This is a genomic window from Streptomyces sp. NPDC107498, assembly GCF_055582805.1.
On sequence record NZ_JBVJPE010000005.1, the window covers coordinates 1 to 14,185 of the forward strand.

Annotated in this window: 13 protein-coding genes; 4 read left to right on the top strand and 9 right to left on the bottom strand. The window is 73.2% G+C overall.

Annotated features, from left to right (window positions below; translation table 11 throughout):
- Positions 1-154 precede the first annotated feature (154 nt).
- The 6 genes from ACZ66Z_RS10375 to ACZ66Z_RS10400 all read right to left on the bottom strand — a co-directional run bounded on the left by ACZ66Z_RS10375 (position 155) and on the right by ACZ66Z_RS10400 (position 7,335).
- A complete protein-coding gene (locus tag ACZ66Z_RS10375) occupies positions 155-1,219 on the bottom strand; it encodes a BMP family lipoprotein (RefSeq protein ID WP_469933571.1) in 1,065 nt (354 codons plus the stop codon).
- A gap of 284 nt (positions 1,220-1,503) precedes the next feature.
- Positions 1,504-2,724, bottom strand: coding sequence for an amidohydrolase (locus tag ACZ66Z_RS10380; RefSeq protein ID WP_469933572.1), 1,221 nt, complete (start codon positions 2,722-2,724; stop codon positions 1,504-1,506).
- Between the two features lie 116 nt (positions 2,725-2,840).
- Positions 2,841-3,944, bottom strand: coding sequence for a hypothetical protein (locus ACZ66Z_RS10385; RefSeq protein ID WP_469933573.1), 1,104 nt, complete (start codon positions 3,942-3,944; stop codon positions 2,841-2,843).
- The gene (locus ACZ66Z_RS10390; RefSeq protein WP_469933574.1) at positions 3,941-4,834 is read right to left on the bottom strand and encodes an N-acetylneuraminate synthase family protein; all 894 of its coding nucleotides are present in this window, start codon (positions 4,832-4,834) and stop codon (positions 3,941-3,943) included. Before ACZ66Z_RS10390 ends, ACZ66Z_RS10385 begins: the two co-directional genes overlap by 4 nt.
- Positions 4,835-4,843: 9 nt before the next feature.
- Positions 4,844-6,046, bottom strand: a complete 1,203-nt coding sequence (locus ACZ66Z_RS10395) for a cytidylyltransferase domain-containing protein (RefSeq protein WP_469933575.1) — start codon at positions 6,044-6,046, stop codon at positions 4,844-4,846.
- Positions 6,046-7,335 (bottom strand): DUF6716 putative glycosyltransferase, encoded by a 1,290-nt coding sequence (locus ACZ66Z_RS10400; RefSeq protein WP_469933576.1) that lies wholly within the window; start codon positions 7,333-7,335, stop codon positions 6,046-6,048. The genes ACZ66Z_RS10395 and ACZ66Z_RS10400 overlap by 1 nt, the downstream gene beginning before the upstream one ends.
- 219 nt (positions 7,336-7,554) lie before the next feature.
- Between ACZ66Z_RS10400 and ACZ66Z_RS10405 the strand changes: the two genes are divergently transcribed.
- A complete protein-coding gene (locus tag ACZ66Z_RS10405) occupies positions 7,555-8,577 on the top strand; it encodes a glycosyltransferase family 2 protein (RefSeq protein WP_469933577.1) in 1,023 nt (340 codons plus the stop codon).
- Entirely contained in the window at positions 8,574-9,893 is a 1,320-nt protein-coding gene (locus tag ACZ66Z_RS10410; protein WP_469933578.1) for a polysialyltransferase family glycosyltransferase, read from the top strand. The genes ACZ66Z_RS10405 and ACZ66Z_RS10410 overlap by 4 nt, the downstream gene beginning before the upstream one ends.
- A gap of 62 nt (positions 9,894-9,955) precedes the next feature.
- On the opposite strand, the gene ACZ66Z_RS10415 is transcribed toward ACZ66Z_RS10410, so the two are convergent.
- The 3 genes from ACZ66Z_RS10415 to ACZ66Z_RS10425 all read right to left on the bottom strand — a co-directional run bounded on the left by ACZ66Z_RS10415 (position 9,956) and on the right by ACZ66Z_RS10425 (position 12,072).
- The gene (locus ACZ66Z_RS10415; RefSeq protein WP_469933579.1) at positions 9,956-10,777 is read right to left on the bottom strand and encodes a MerR family transcriptional regulator; all 822 of its coding nucleotides are present in this window, start codon (positions 10,775-10,777) and stop codon (positions 9,956-9,958) included.
- Positions 10,778-10,827: 50 nt separating this feature from the next.
- On the bottom strand, positions 10,828-11,481 hold the full coding sequence (gene leuE / locus ACZ66Z_RS10420; protein WP_469933580.1) for a leucine efflux protein LeuE: 654 nt from the start codon (positions 11,479-11,481) through the stop codon (positions 10,828-10,830).
- A gap of 84 nt (positions 11,482-11,565) precedes the next feature.
- The gene (locus tag ACZ66Z_RS10425; protein WP_469933581.1) at positions 11,566-12,072 is read right to left on the bottom strand and encodes a MarR family winged helix-turn-helix transcriptional regulator; all 507 of its coding nucleotides are present in this window, start codon (positions 12,070-12,072) and stop codon (positions 11,566-11,568) included.
- Positions 12,073-12,186: 114 nt separating this feature from the next.
- On the opposite strand from ACZ66Z_RS10425, the gene ACZ66Z_RS10430 reads away from it, so the two are divergent.
- Together ACZ66Z_RS10430 and ACZ66Z_RS10435 are read left to right on the top strand one after the other, a co-directional pair.
- Positions 12,187-12,780 carry a malonic semialdehyde reductase gene (locus ACZ66Z_RS10430; RefSeq protein WP_469933582.1) on the top strand — a complete coding sequence of 198 codons (594 nt, stop codon included), beginning with the start codon at positions 12,187-12,189 and terminating at the stop codon, positions 12,778-12,780.
- A 219-nt stretch (positions 12,781-12,999) separates the two neighbouring features.
- Positions 13,000-14,184: an MFS transporter gene (locus ACZ66Z_RS10435; protein ID WP_469933583.1), complete on the top strand. Its 1,185-nt coding sequence runs from the start codon at positions 13,000-13,002 to the stop codon at positions 14,182-14,184.
- The last annotated feature ends 1 nt before the right edge of the window (position 14,185 follow it).

The window sequence follows — 14,185 nt, forward strand, 5'->3', positions numbered from 1 at the left end:
GGGTCCTCTTTTTTTGGGGCGAGGGGGGGGGGGAAGGGGGGGAGGGGGGGAGGGAAAGTAGCACAGAAGGGGAAACAAAAACCAAAAAGAACCCCAAAAAAAAAAAAACCCCCCCCCCCCCCCGGGCCCGGGCTCAGGTCGTGACCTGGTGTCCTTACGGAGCGGTCTTGACCGTGATCTTGCCGTCGACGATGTCCTTCTTCGCCTTGTCCACCGCGGCGATGAGGTCCGTCATCTTCGTGAACGCCGGGTTGGAGTCGGCCAGGCCGACGCCGTTCGTGGCGAGGCCGTAGCGGATCTCACCGGTCTGCGGCTTGCCGTCCTTGACCGACTTGATCAGGTTGAAGACGGAGCCCGAGACGTCCTTGGTGACCGAGGTCAGGATCTGCTCCTTGTAGGAGGCCAGACCCGCCTGCTTGTACTGGTCGGAGTCGACGCCGATGGCCCACTTGCCCGCGGCGGAGGCGGCCTCGATCGCACCGGAGCCGGCCAGACCGGCGGCGGCGTAGATCACGTCGGCGCCCTTGTCGAGCTGGCCCTGCGCGGCGGCCTTGCCGAGGTCGGGCTTCGAGAAGCCGTCGAAGTTCGGCGGCTGGGTCAGGTACTGGACGAGCACCTTCGCCTTGGGGTTGGTGGCCTTGACGCCCTGCGTGTAGCCCGCCTCGAACTTCTTGATCAGCGGGACCTCGACGCCGCCGATGAAGCCGACCGTGCCGGACTTGGACGCCTTGGCGGCGGCGACGCCGGCCAGGTAGGAGCCCTGCTCCTCGTTGAAGACGAGGTTGGCGATGTTCGGGCCGGTCTTCGACGTGTCGTCGATGAGGCCGAAGGTGGTCTTCGGGAAGGACTTGGCGACCTTCTCGATGGCCGGGGCGTAGGAGAAGCCGACGCCGATGACCGGGTTGTTCCCGGCGCGGGCCAGCGAGGTGAGGCGCGCGACCTTGTCGGCGTCGCTCTCGCCCTGCGACGGCTCGGCCTCGGCGCCCTTGACGCCGAGCTCGTCCTCGGCCCTCTTCAGGCCGGCGTACGCGGCGTCGTTGAAGGACTGGTCGCCACGGCCGCCGATGTCGTACGCGATGGCGGCCTTGACGGCGCCGGAGGTCGAGGACGAGCTGGAGCTCGAGCTCGAACCGCTGGACGACTTGCCGCACGCGGTGACGGACAGGGCGAGCGCCGCGGAGGCGATGCCCACGGTCGTGATCCTGGTGATCCGGCGCAAGAGGAGGGTCCCTTCAAGACTGACCGAAAGCGCCTCTTCCGGCGCTGGTTTCGCGGCGATCGTAACGCGCGTAGATGTCAGTTAAAGACCCGTTCATGAGTCGTTATCGGATCGTCGCGAACCGGCCAGTCGAAGCGACCGGGGGCGTTCGGCCCGGTACCGCCGGTTATACCGCCGGGGGCGGACGTCCGGACGGGGGCCGGGAGGCGACACGCCGGGCGCTGGGCCGGCCGTGGGACGGCGGTGGGCCGGACGGACGAGCGGGCGGTCCGTCCGGCCGGAGGTCAACCCCGGGGCGCGGCGTCGAGGAGGGCCGCGGCCGTGAAGAGCTCCACGCCGGCCTCGATGCACCGCTCGTCCACGTCGAAGTCGCCGGCGTGCAGGTCGCGGACCCGGGTGTCGCCGGGGGTGCGGACGCCGAGGCGGGCCATGGCGCCGGGGACGTGCTCCAGGTACCAGGAGAAGTCCTCGCCGCCGAGGCTCTGCTCGGTGTCCTCGATCGCGTACGGTCCGCGACGGGCCGCCATCGCGTCGCGGAGCAGCTCGGCGACGGCCGGGTCGTTGACGACCGGGGGGACGCCGCGGACGTAGGTGACGGTCGACTTGGCCCGGTGCAGGGCGGCGACCTCGTCGATCGCCGCGTGGACCAGGTCGGGCGCGTCCCGCCAGGCGGGCAGGTCGAGGCAGCGGACGGTGCCGGAGAGCTCGGCGTGCTGCGGGATGACGTTGGGGGCGTGGCCGGCCTCGATGCGGCCCCAGGTGACGGAGAGGCCGGAGCGGGCGTCGACGCGGCGGGCGAGGACGGCGGGGACGTCGGTGGCGACCCGGGCGGCGGCGGTGACGAGGTCGGTGGTGAGGTGCGGGCGGGCGGTGTGGCCGCCGGGGCCGTCGAGGGTGACCTCCAGGCGGTCGCAGGCGGAGGTGATGGGGCCCGCCCGGAGCCCGATCTTCCCGGCGTCGACCCGGGGGTCGCAGTGGACGGCGATGATCCGGCCGACGCCGTCCAGGATCCCGGCCTCGACGACGTCGGCGGCGCCGCCGGGCAGGACCTCCTCGGCGGGCTGGAAGACGAGCCGCACGGCGTTCGGCAGGAGGCCCTGGCGGTCGAGCTCGGCGAGGACGAGTCCGGCACCGAGGACGGTGGTGGTGTGGACGTCGTGTCCGCAGGCGTGGGCGCGGTTGGCCACGGTGGAGCGGTAGGCGACGGTCTTGACGTCGGGGATGGGCAGGGCGTCGAGATCGGCGCGGATCGCGAGCATGGACCGGCCGGCGGCCCGGCTGCCGATGTCGCAGTGGAGCCCGGTGCCGCCCGGCAGGACCTTCGGCGCGAGGCCGGCCGCCTCCAGACGGGCCTTGAGCGCGGCGGTCGTACGGAACTCCTGGTTCCCGAGCTCGGGGTGCATGTGCAAGTCCCTGCGGAAGGCGACGAGTTCGGCGCGCAGGGTTTCGGACAGCGTTCCGGGCAGGGTGACGGAGCCTGGCTCACGGGACTTCAACTGGTTCACCCTTTGAAGGGTAGGCCCGTGGAGAGGTCAACTGCCCGTTGATCACAAAAAGTTCAGCCCGTTAGGGGAAAGAATCTCGGTTTCTCAGGCATGAAGGTCACTCCCAGTGGGCATACTCAGCCGAATTCGAGACGGTCCGTGTGATTCGTCACACGGGCGCTGAGACGGTCGACCTCGTGGGCCGCCGTGCCCGCCACGCCCGACAGGAAGCCCTGCGCGCGCGGTGAGGCGGTCGCCCGCAGCCACTCGGGCGCTATCTCGACGACGGCGACCTTCACGCCCGTCCCGGCGAGGGCCAGGGGCAGGGTGTGCACGACCGTGGACGGGAAGCTGACGACCGTGCGCCCGATGGGGCCGCGTCGGGCTATCAGCTCCAGGGGCAGGTCGGGCCGGACCACCTGGAGGCCCGTCTCGACCGCGATCCGGTGCAGCTTCTCGGCGCTCTCCCTGCGGTGGGCGAAGTACCGGGTGGCTCCGTGGGCGCGGGCCAGCTCGTGCACCACGCGCGCGTAGTGGTCGGCGTCGACGACGCCCGTCTCGACCAGCGAGGTGCCGACCAGGTCCGCGCCGCCGGTGAGCAGTGGCGGCCCGAAGGTGTCCCGGGTCCAGGCGTACGCGTTCTCGGTGACCGTGACGCCCGGCGGGGCCTCCACGGGCAGCGAGGTGAAGATCTCGACCGTGCGGTTCCGGGCGGGGGCGAGCCGGCGCCGGGCGAGGGTCGTGACCGGGGCGAGGACCAGCTCGCGGGGGCCCAGGCTGCCCTTGCGGTGCCAGCGCACCAGGCGCTCGCCGCGGCCGAGCTGGGCGGCGAACTCCATGGTCGCGGTGCCGTCGTCGACCACCGTCAGGTGCCGGGGGGCGAAGAGGGTCAGGAGCAGCTGGACGTACCGGGAGAACGGGTCCCCGATGATCACCCGCTCCGCCGAGCGCAGCGGCCGGGCGAGCTGCCGCAGGGTGCGGACGAGCGCGCCCCGGCCGCCGCGGGCCTCCTGCCAGCGGACGGTGAGGCCCTGGTCGCGGGCCAGCTGGGCCATCCGGCGCAGCTGGCCCCGCGACATGGGGTCGGTCGGCGAGAGGACGACGACGATGAGGGGCGGTGCGGCGTCCGCCGGTCCGCCGGTCGGGGGGGCCGTACGGCCCCCGGGGCTCCGCGTGTGCGCCCACTCCAGGACGTTCAGGAGCTGGACCGGGCTCTCGACGAACGCCAGCTGCCCGGTCATGCGGCGTCGGTGCCCTGGACCCGGCGGAGCTTCTTCATCGGACCGAGCTCCGACTCGTACACCTTCTTCACGCCGTCGCCGAGCGCGGTCTCGATGGTGCGGATGTCGCGGACCAGGCGCTGGAGGCCCTGCGGCTCGACGGAGGCGGCCTGGTCGGAGCCCCACATGGCGCGGTCGAGGGTGATGTGGCGCTCGACGAAGGTGGCGCCGAGGGCGACGGCGGCCAGCGTGGTCTGGAGGCCGGTCTCGTGGCCGGAGTAGCCGATCGGGACGTTCGGGTACTCCTCCTGGAGCGTCTGGATGACGCGGAGGTTGAGCTCCTCGGCCTTGGCCGGGTAGGTCGAGGTGGCGTGGCAGAGCAGGATGTTGTCGCTGCCGAGGACCTCGACGGCGTGCCGGATCTGCTTCGGCGTCGACATGCCGGTGGAGAGGATGACCGTGCGGCCGGTGGCGCGCAGCTCGCGCAGCAGCTCGTCGTCGGTGAGGGAGGCGGAGGCGACCTTGTGGGCCGGGACGTCGAACTTCTCCAGGAAGGCGACGGCCTCGGTGTCCCACGGGGAGGCGAACCAGTCGATGCCGCGCTCCTTGCAGTGCGCGTCGATGGCGCGGTACTCGTCCTCGCCGAACTCCACGCGGTGGCGGTAGTCGATGTACGTCATCCGGCCCCAGGGGGTGTCGCGCTCGATGTCCCACTGGTCGCGCGGGGTGCAGATCTCCGGGGTGCGCTTCTGGAACTTGACGGCGTCGCAGCCGGCCTCGGCGGCCACGTCGATCAGCTTGAAGGCGTTGTCGAGGTCGCCGTTGTGGTTGATGCCGATCTCGCCGCAGACGTAGACGGAGTGGCCCGGGCCGGCGGTCTTGGTGCCGAGGGTGCGCAGACGGGAGTTCATGATCGTTCCTTACGGGTTGGGCGAGTTGGGGGTGTCGAGCTCGGGTCCGAGGAGCCAGGCGGCGATCTCGCGGATCGCTCCGGCGCCGCCCGGGGTGACGGTGACCGCGCGGGCGGCGGCCCGTACGGAGTCGTGGGCGCTGCTCACCGCGACGGGCCAGCCGACGAGGTGGAAGCAGGGCAGGTCGTTGACGTCGTTGCCGGCGTAGAGGACGCGCTGGGGGTCGATGCCCTCGGTCTCGCACCACTCCTTGAGGGCGCGGTCCTTGCGGTCGATGCCGTGCAGGACGGGGATCTTGAGCTTGCGGGCGCGGGCGGCGACCACGGCGTTCTGCTCGGTGGAGAGGATGAGGACGGGCAGTCCGGCGCGGCGCAGGGCCGCGATGCCGAGGCCGTCGCCGCGGTGCGCGGAGACGAACTCGCGTCCCTCGGCGTCGAGGTGGACCCGGTCGTCGGTCTGGGTGCCGTCGAAGTCGAGGACGACGGCGTCGACATCGGCGAAGCCGGGCGTGACGGGCTCGTCGAGGAGCGGCGCGAGGGCCCTGGCCCGGGCGAGGTCGTGCGGGTCGTCGATCTCCAGGACCCGGGCGGGGTCGGTGACGACGAGCGCGGTGCGGCCGAAGAAGCGGTGGCCGTGGGTGCGGAAGCCGGCCGCGTCCATCGCGTAGACGGCGCCGGTCTCCAGGTACTCGGGCTCGCGGTCCTGGCGGCGCGGACGGTGCGCCTTGTCGTGGTTGACGCCGACGGCCCCCGTCGCGCCGTCCCGGGGGTCGCGCCAGAGGAAGCCGTGGGACGGGGCGGCCGTGAAGGCGGTGTCGGCGGCGCCCGAGGTGATGCGCTCGGCGGTCTCGGCGACCTCGGCGGAGGTCAGGAAGGGGCTCGTGCACTGGACGAGGAGGACCACGTCGGCCGGGCGGCCGTGGACGGCCTCGAAGGCGTCCATGGCGTGCAGGACCGCGGCCTCGCTGGTGGCCGTGTCGCCGGCGATCTCGGCGGGCCGCCGGACGGCCTCGGCCCCGGCGGTGCGGGCCGCGGCCGCGATGGCCTCGTCGTCGGTGGAGACCACGACGTGCGTGACGGCGCGGGCGCCGAGGCAGGCGTGGACGGCGCGGGCCACCAGGGGGACCCCGGCCACCGGGGCGAGGTTCTTGGCGGGCACGCCCTTGGAGCCGCCCCGGGCGGGGATGACGGCGAGCACGGTCGGGGACGACATCACAGTTCTCCCAGGCGGCGGATGACGGGGGCGACGCGCTGCACGCCGTGGCGGTACGCGCCCCGCGCGGCCTCCCGGACGACCCGGCGCAGCCCGCTCTCGCGGGGCTCGGGCGCGGTGACGTCCAGGCGGTGGCGGGCGAGGATCCCGGGCAGGTAGCCGGGGGCCGTCTCCGCGGTGTAGTAGGGGGTGATCGGGGGCAGCGCGGGGAGCGCCAGGAGCGCGGCGACCCGGTCGCGGGCGGCGTCGAAGGCCTCCTCGTACGACCCGTCGGACGCCACGCCCTGCCGGGCGAGCCAGGTCTCGTCGGGTGCCGGCACGTCCCCCTCGTCCAGCCGGTCGAAGGAGGTCAGCAGGCCGGAGCCGACGAAGTGGTGGTTGCCGAGCGCCTCGCGGACCCCGAGGTCGGTGAGGATCGCGGTGGGGATCCGGCGGTGGAGCGCTTCGAGCGCGGCCGTGGAGGAGACGGTGACCAGCAGGTCGGTGCGGTCGAGGACCTCGCCCATGTGCCCGTACACCAGCCGGAAGTTGGCCGGCGGGTCGAGCTCGCGCACCAGCTTCTGGAAGGGGAACTCCTCCAGGTGCGTGGTGTGTTCGCCCGGCTTGGAGCGGAGCTTGAGGAGCACCTCGCGCCCCGGGTGGAGACGGGCGTGCGCGATCAGCCGCCGCAGCACGTAGGCCCGTTCGGCCCGGGTCGCGGGCACGGAGGGCTGGGCGGCGAAGACCAGCGCGTCGCGGCCGGCCTCGGGAGCGTGCGGGGCGCCGCCCAGGAAGGGCAGCGCGGCCTCGACGACCGAGTCGGCGCCGGCGCCCACGCCCTCGTAGACGGCGCGGAACCGCTCGGCGTCGTGGCGGGAGTTGGCGAGGACCACGTCGGCGCCGTGGCGCAGCAGCAGTCCGTCGGTCAGCTTCTCGTAGACGACGCCGACGTAGCCGGTGACGATCACCGGGCGCCGTTCCAGGGAGAGGTCGGCGAGCCCCTGGAGGACGGCCCGGACGGTGCCGCCGACCAGGGCGAGCACGAGGACGTCGAACCCCTCGCCGCGCGCCTCCGCGTCCCGTACCGCGCGCAGGAAGTCCGCGCCCGTCACCTCGCGCGGGGCGACCCGGGACACCCCGGTCTCGGCGAGCTGGCGCGCGGTGGGCGTGGCCCGTCCGCGCAGGACGAAGCCGGTGGGTTCGGCGGTCGCCGCGGTGATGCGGCGCGCGGTGAGGGCGCCCCATTTCCACCGGGTGTCGGAGTCGGCGAGTACGGCGACCCGTACCGCTTCTCTGGTACTTGCTGGCACGTCGAGGACGCTAGAAGGGCATTCCGCTTTTCGGCCCAACTGAGTCACAACAAACGGTGAACAGAGCCTCTCCGCCCGCTGAAGCGGTTCGTCTTTCGGACACGGGAAGGCCGATTCCCCTTGTGGGGAAAGGCGGTTAATCGGCCCGCCGCTTGGTGTTCACCGAAAGGATTCCCGGCGGTCGGGGGGAATGCCGGGGCGGCGCCTAGCGTCGGCCGCGTGGTCAAGCTCTCCGTCGTCGTGCCGTTCTTCAACGTGCAGACATACGCCCCCGACACCCTCACGAGCCTGCGGGCCAACGCCCGCGAGGACTTCGAGTTCCTCCTGGTCGACGACTGCTCGACCGACGGGACTCCCGAGCTCCTCGGACGGGCCGCGCGCGAGATCCCGGGTGCCGTCCTGATCAGGCACGAGCACAACGAGGGCCTCGCCACGGCCCGGAACACCGGCCTGGACGCCGCCCGCGGCGAGTACGTCGCCTTCCTCGACGGGGACGACTGGCTCGCCCCCGGCTACTACGGCCGTCTGGTCGCCGCCGCCGAGTCGCTGCGCTGCGACTTCCTGCGCACCGACCACGTCACGGTCACCGGCCGCAACCGCGCGGTGCGCCGGGTGCCGGTCCCCCGGCGCGGCGAGGTGCTGCGCCCGCGGGACGCGATCCTGCCGGCGCACCGGACGACCTCGGTCGACTACCCGTACGCCTGGGCCGGGATCTACCACCGGCGGCTCCTGGACCGGGGCCTGCTGCACTTCCCGCACGGGCTGCGGACCGCCGAGGACCGGCCGTGGATCTGGAAACTCCACCGCGAGGCGGAATCGTTCGCCGCGATCGGGGAACTCGGCGTGTTCTACCGGCGCGGGGTGGCGACCTCGCTCACCCAGATCGGCGACGTCCGGCAATTGGATTTCATCCGCGCCTTCGACCAGGTGATCGAGGAGACGGCGGAGGACCCGGACGCGGATCTCCTTCTTCCCAAGGCCGTCCGTACGTATTGCGCGGTGATTTCCCACCACATCGGTTCCGTCGAACGGTTCGAGCCCGACGTGGCGCGTCAGCTGAGGGCCATGAGCGCGGGCGCGCTGCGGCGGATGCCGCAGGGGGTCCTCGACGAGGCCCTGACCGCGATGGGCGGGGACCGCGCGACGCTGCTGCGCCGACTGCGCAGGCGCCGGCCCGCGCCGCCGCCGACGGGACCGGTCCGCGAGCCGGCGGCCGGCGCGGGCACGGAGGTGGCCGCGTGAGCGCCCGCCGGACCACCCAGGTCTTCTGCGCCTCCACGCTCTACGGCGCCGTGACGCTCGCCGCGGCGCTCGACAGCGGCTGCTTCGGTCCCGCCGACCGCCGGATCCTCCTCGTCACCAACAACGCGGCCGTGCCGGAGACGACCCCCGCCCTGGACGAGGCCGAGGGCTTCGAGCGGCTGCGCGGCCGCTTCGACTCCGTCCTGTCCTGGAACGAGACGATCTCCCCGCTCCACCCGGCCGGCTGGACCCCGCGCGCGAGCGACCTGCCGCTCCTCCAGCGCCATCTGCGCAGGGTCTGGGACCTCGGCGACGACCGCGTCGAACTCGCCCTCGAATCGCTCCAGGTCACGCCCGCGCTCGCCATCGCCCAGCTGCTGCCCGACGCGCCGATCACGGTGTACGCCGACGGTCTGATGAGCTACGGCCCGACCCGCAACAAGATCGACCCGCTCATCGGCGGCCGCGTGGGCCGGCTGCTGCACCTGGACCTCGTCCCGGGGCTCGCGCCGCTGCTGCTCGCCGAGTTCGGGGCGGTGCCGGAGGCGGTGCCGACGGAGGCCTTCACCAAGGTCGTCGAGGAGCTGGCGGGACCTCCCGCCGCCGGCGCGCAGGAGGGCCCCGCGCTGCTCCTCGGCCAGTACCTGGCCGCGCTGAACCTGCTGACCGCCGCCGAGGAGGAGGAGCTGCACCTGCGGATGGTGCGGGGCGCGATCGCCCGCGGCCACCGGCGGCTCGTCTTCAAGCCGCACCCGACGGCCCCGGACGCCTGGTCGCGGGCGCTGGTGGAGGTGGCGGAGGAGCTCGGCGCCGAGCTGACCGTCGAGCACCGGCCGGTGCTCGCCGAGGTGCTCTACCGCGAGCTGCGGCCCGCGCTCGTCGTCGGCTGCTTCTCCACGGCGCTGCTCACGGCGGCGACCTTCTACGGGATGCCGGCCGCCCGGGTCGGCACGCGCGCCCTCCTGGAGCGGCTCACCCCGTTCCAGAACAGCAACCGGATCCCGCTCACGGTCGTCGACGCGGTCGTCCCGCCCCTGGAGGAGGGCGACGGCGGCGACGCCAGGATCGGTACGGAGCAGCTGAACGACCTGGTCGCGGCGGTCGGCTTCGCGATGCAGCCGAAGATACGTCCGGAGCTGCGGGAACCGGCGGTGCGGCACCTCTCGGGCCCGCTCGCCGAGCGCACCCGGCACCACTTCACCCGGCGCCGCCTCACCGTCCTGAACCTGCCGGGCGGCCTGCCGATCCCCCGCCACCCGAAGGTCCGCCGGCTCGCGCGCCGTGCGCTGCGGCTGCGCAGGGCGCTGAAGAGGTAGCGGGCCGGGAAGGACCGGACCCGGGACCCGTGCGGGGGTCCCGGGTCCGCGGGGACGCGCGGTCAGGCGCGGACGATCGGCTCCTGGATCTCGGAGACCCAGCCGGCCGGGTCCTCCGGGCACTCCAGGTACAGCTCGCGGGCGTAGCCGGCCGACCGGTAGCCGTTGGTGTCGATCCAGGCGGCCAGGGTCTGCGCGGTCGGCAGGACCTCGTCCATCGAGCCCCGGTGGACGAGGGTGGCCGCCTCCTCGATGCCGGGCAGCACGCGCACCTCGACGCCCTCCGCGACCGTGCCCTCGGGCACGGTCGTCGCGGCGTGCACGACGACCGAGCCGTCGCCCCGGCCCGCGTCCTCGTAGTACGCGACGGCCGGGCCGAATCCGGTGACGCCCGCGCCCTCCAGACGGCCGCACAGCTCCTCGTACAGCGGCCCGATCACCGGGCCGATGTCCTCCGGCCCGAAGCCCGCGGCGACCGCGCTCAGCTCGGCGACACGGACTGCGGGAACCTTCTTGACGACGACGTCCTGGGTGGGCATGCGTCCCTCGCTCTCGATGGCGCGGAGCCTCGCACCGACCTGGGCGAGCCGGGTCCGCGCCGCCTCCAGGGCCGCTTCCAGCTCGGCCTGGCGCAGGCGCAGCATCCCCCGCAGCTCCTCCGCGCCGAGCTCGTCCCGGAGGATCGCCCCCACCTGTTCGAGGGTGAAGCCGAGGTCCTTGAGCGCGATCACGCGGTTGAGCGGGGCGAGCTGGTCCGCCGAGTAGAAGCGGTAGCCGCTGTGCGGGTCGACGTGGGCCGGGCGCAGCAGTCCGATGGCGTCGTAGTGACGCAGCATCCGGACCGACACCCGCCCGTGCCGGGCGAAGTCTCCGATGGCGAACATGACGCCCCTACGGAACGGCCTCACACGGTGTGAGGGTCAAGCGGATCCGGTCAGGCGCTGCTGAGCGAGAGCTTGGCGGCGAAGCCGAGGAAGAGGGCGCCGGCGGCGGAGGTCGCTCCCGCCGAGAGGCGCTTGCGGCGGCGGAAGGCCTCGGCGAGCCGGGTGCCGCCGAAGATCAGGGTCGTCAGGTAGAGGAAGCTGCCGAGCTGCAGCAGGGTGCCGAGGACCAGGAAGGAGAGCGCCGGGTAGGCGTAGGACGGGTCCACGAACTGCACGAAGAAGGAGATCAGGAAGAGGATCGCCTTCGGGTTGAAGAGGCTGATGATCAGCGCCCGGCGGTACGGGCGCTCGGACGGCCCGGCGTCCGGCTCGGCGGCGGACCCGGCGACGGCCTCGTGCCGGGTGCGCCACATGGCCAGGGCGGCCCGCAGCATGCCGATCGCCATCCAGGTCAGGTAGCCGGCGCCCGCGTACTTCACGATCATGAAGAGGAGCGGGGTGGTCTGGAGCAGCGAGGCGGCCCCGAGCGCGGCGAGCGTCATCAGGACGGCGTCGCCGGTGAACACCCCGGCGGCGGCCTTGTACCCGGTCCGGGTGCCCCTGCGGGCGGCGACGGACAGCACGTACAGCGAGTTCGGCCCCGGGAGGAGGATGATGAGGACGAGCCCGGCGAGATAGGTCGGCAGATCGGTGACACCCAGCATGAAGCGGAGTGTCGCACACCGGTGCGACCCGGAGGCATGCCGGTGTCGGTCCGTGAGACGGAGACCGGCACGCCCCGACGGACGTCACTCGATGGCGGTGTCGCCGAGGCCCTCCAGCACGTGACGGAGGCCGTCGGCGGTCCCGGCGACCAGGTCGCGGTCCACGTCGGCGAGCAGCCGCGCGTAACTCGCCAGGTGGTCGGCGAAAGCGGCCCGGGTGACCCGGTGCCCGTGCTCGGTGAGGCGGATCTTGACGGTGCGCCGGTCGTCGCCGTCGCGGACGCGCTCGACCAGGCCTTTGGCCTCCATCCTGTCGATGCGGTTGGTGATCGCCCCGGAGGTCACCATGGAGGCCTTGATGAAGGCCCCCGCGGTGAGGGTGTAGGGCGGTCCGGAGCGCTGGAGCGTGGTGAGCACGTCGAACTCACCGTGCTCGATGCCGTGTTCGGCGGCCGCGGCCCTGGCCGTCCTGTCGATGACCCGGGCCAGCCGCTGGATGCGCCCGAAGAGCTGCACCGGCCAGAGGTCCTCCACGACGTCGGGGCGCTCCCGGGCCCACTGGTCGATGATCGCGTCCACGGCATCGCTCATGGCCGTCTCTCCTCTCCTGGACATTATCTCAACGTTAAGATACTTGACGTTGAGAGAGTCGGGCTGCTTTTATCTCAACGTTGAGATTATCAAGACTGAACGACGGGAACACCCATGTCCGAGCTCGTCCTCCACCCCACCGCCCAGGACCTCCTCTTCCGCGAGGCCCGCACCGCCAACACGTTCACCGACGAGCCGGTGACCGAGGCCCAGGTCCAGGCGATCCACGACCTGGTCAAGTACGCCCCGACCGCCTACAACCAGTCGCCGCTCCGGGTGGTCCTGATCCGCTCCGACGAGGCCCGGGAGCGGCTCCTCGACCTCATGGACGAGGGGAACCGGCGCAAGACCGCGTCCGCACCGCTGATCGCGGTCCTCGCCGCCGACAACGAGTTCCACGAGGAGCTCCCCACGCTGCTCCCGCACTTCCCCCGGGCCAAGGACGTCCTCTTCGCCGACCGCCCGGTCCGCGAGGAGTCCGCGCTGCTCAACGCGACGCTCCAGGCGGCGTACTTCATCCTCGGCGTGCGCGCGGCGGGGCTGGCCGCCGGGCCGATGACCGGCTTCGACTTCCCGGGCGTGCGGAAGGAGTTCCTGGACGACGACCACACGCCCCTGATGGTCGTGAACATCGGCCGCCCCGGAGCGGACGCCTGGCACCCGCGCTCCCCGCGGCTCGCCTACCACGAGGTCGTCACCACGGTCTGAGCGACCCGAGCCGCCGATCCGCCCGAGCGGTGCGACCCGCGACCCGACCCGCGCGGTCCGAGCCGCCGGCGCGCCCCGCCCTCCCCGACTCCCGCAGAACCCTCGCGCCCTCCCGACTCCCGCAGAGCCCGCCCCGCCCGCACCCCTCGCCACCCGGAGCCCGCCGTGTCCCTGTTCGCACGCACCCGCCCCCCCGCTCAGGCACCCACCGCCGCGCCCGTGACTCCGCCGTCCCGCCAGGTCCCCGCCGCGTGGCTGGCGCTGCTGGCCACTCCGGTCGCCGCGAGCGCCAACAGCCCGGTCCTGATCCTCTCCGACATGGCCGGCTCGCTCGGCATCCGCACGGCCACGGCGACCTGGCTCGTCACGGTCTTCGCCTGGGCCATGGCCGTCGGCACCCCGCTGATGGCGGGCCTGCTCCGCCGGCGCGGCCTGGGCACCGCGCTCCGGCTGAGCGCGACCCTGATCGTGGCCGGCACCGCCGTCGTCGGGCTGGCGCCCTGGCTGCCGCTGGCCATGGCGGGCCGGGCGACCCAGGCGGTGGGCGGCGCGGGCCTGATCACCGCCGCGATGAGCCTGGCGGGCACGGCCCGCCGCATGGGAGTGATCACGGCGGGCTTCGGGGCGCTGGGCGCGGTCGGACCGCTGCTCGGCTCCGCCGTCGCGGGCGCCTCCTCCTGGCGGGTGTCCCTCGCCGTCGGAACGGTCGCCCTCCTGGCCCTGCCGGCGGTCATGCGCCGCGCCGACCTGTCCGCACCCGAGCGGACCACCCCCTTCGACGGCCGGGGCGCCGTCCTGCTGGTCCTGACGGCGACGGCCCTGGTCCTCATCCCGCGCCACCCGCTCCCGGCGGTGGCCGCCTCGCTGCTGACGGCCTCGCTGCTGGGCCTGCACATCCGGTCCCGCCCCGAGGGCTTCGTCCCCGCGGCACTGCTGCGCTCCCGGGCCTTCGCCCTCTCCGCCCTGCTCGCCTGCGCCTTCGCGACCTCGTACTTCACGCTGCTCTTCACCGTCCCGCAGCTGCTGCGCGACCGTACCGACTGGTCGACCCCCGCGATCGGCACCGGCCAGCTGGTCGCCCTCCTCGCGGGCTCCGTGCTCTCCATGGTGCTGGCCGCGACCGCGGCCCGGCTGGGCCGCCCGCGAGTCCTGACGATCCTGCTCACCCTCGGGGCCCTGGCCCCGCTCACCGCCCTGCTGACCCCCTGGGCTCCGCTGCTCCTGCCGGTCGCGACGCTGGCCGTCTTCACGACGAGCGCGGGCCAGGCCACGCTCGCGGTCTACGCCACGCAGGCCGCGCCGCCCGCCCGGCGCCCCACGGCGATCGGCCTGTTCAACCTCTGCTACCAGCTGGGCGGCGCCTTCGGTCCGGCACTCGCGGCGCTGATCACGCTGGGCGCCTGAC

Coding starts and splice junctions, on each gene's coding strand:
- ACZ66Z_RS10415 (WP_469933579.1), bottom strand. CDS start 10,777: ATGTTCGCCATCGGAGACTTCGCCCGGCACGGGCGGGTGTCGGTCCGG.
- ACZ66Z_RS10390 (WP_469933574.1), bottom strand. CDS start 4,834: ATGAACTCCCGTCTGCGCACCCTCGGCACCAAGACCGCCGGCCCGGGC.
- ACZ66Z_RS10385 (WP_469933573.1), bottom strand. CDS start 3,944: ATGACCGGGCAGCTGGCGTTCGTCGAGAGCCCGGTCCAGCTCCTGAAC.
- ACZ66Z_RS10395 (WP_469933575.1), bottom strand. CDS start 6,046: ATGTCGTCCCCGACCGTGCTCGCCGTCATCCCCGCCCGGGGCGGCTCC.
- leuE (WP_469933580.1), bottom strand. CDS start 11,481: ATGCTGGGTGTCACCGATCTGCCGACCTATCTCGCCGGGCTCGTCCTC.
- ACZ66Z_RS10425 (WP_469933581.1), bottom strand. CDS start 12,072: ATGAGCGATGCCGTGGACGCGATCATCGACCAGTGGGCCCGGGAGCGC.
- ACZ66Z_RS10430 (WP_469933582.1), top strand. CDS start 12,187: ATGTCCGAGCTCGTCCTCCACCCCACCGCCCAGGACCTCCTCTTCCGC.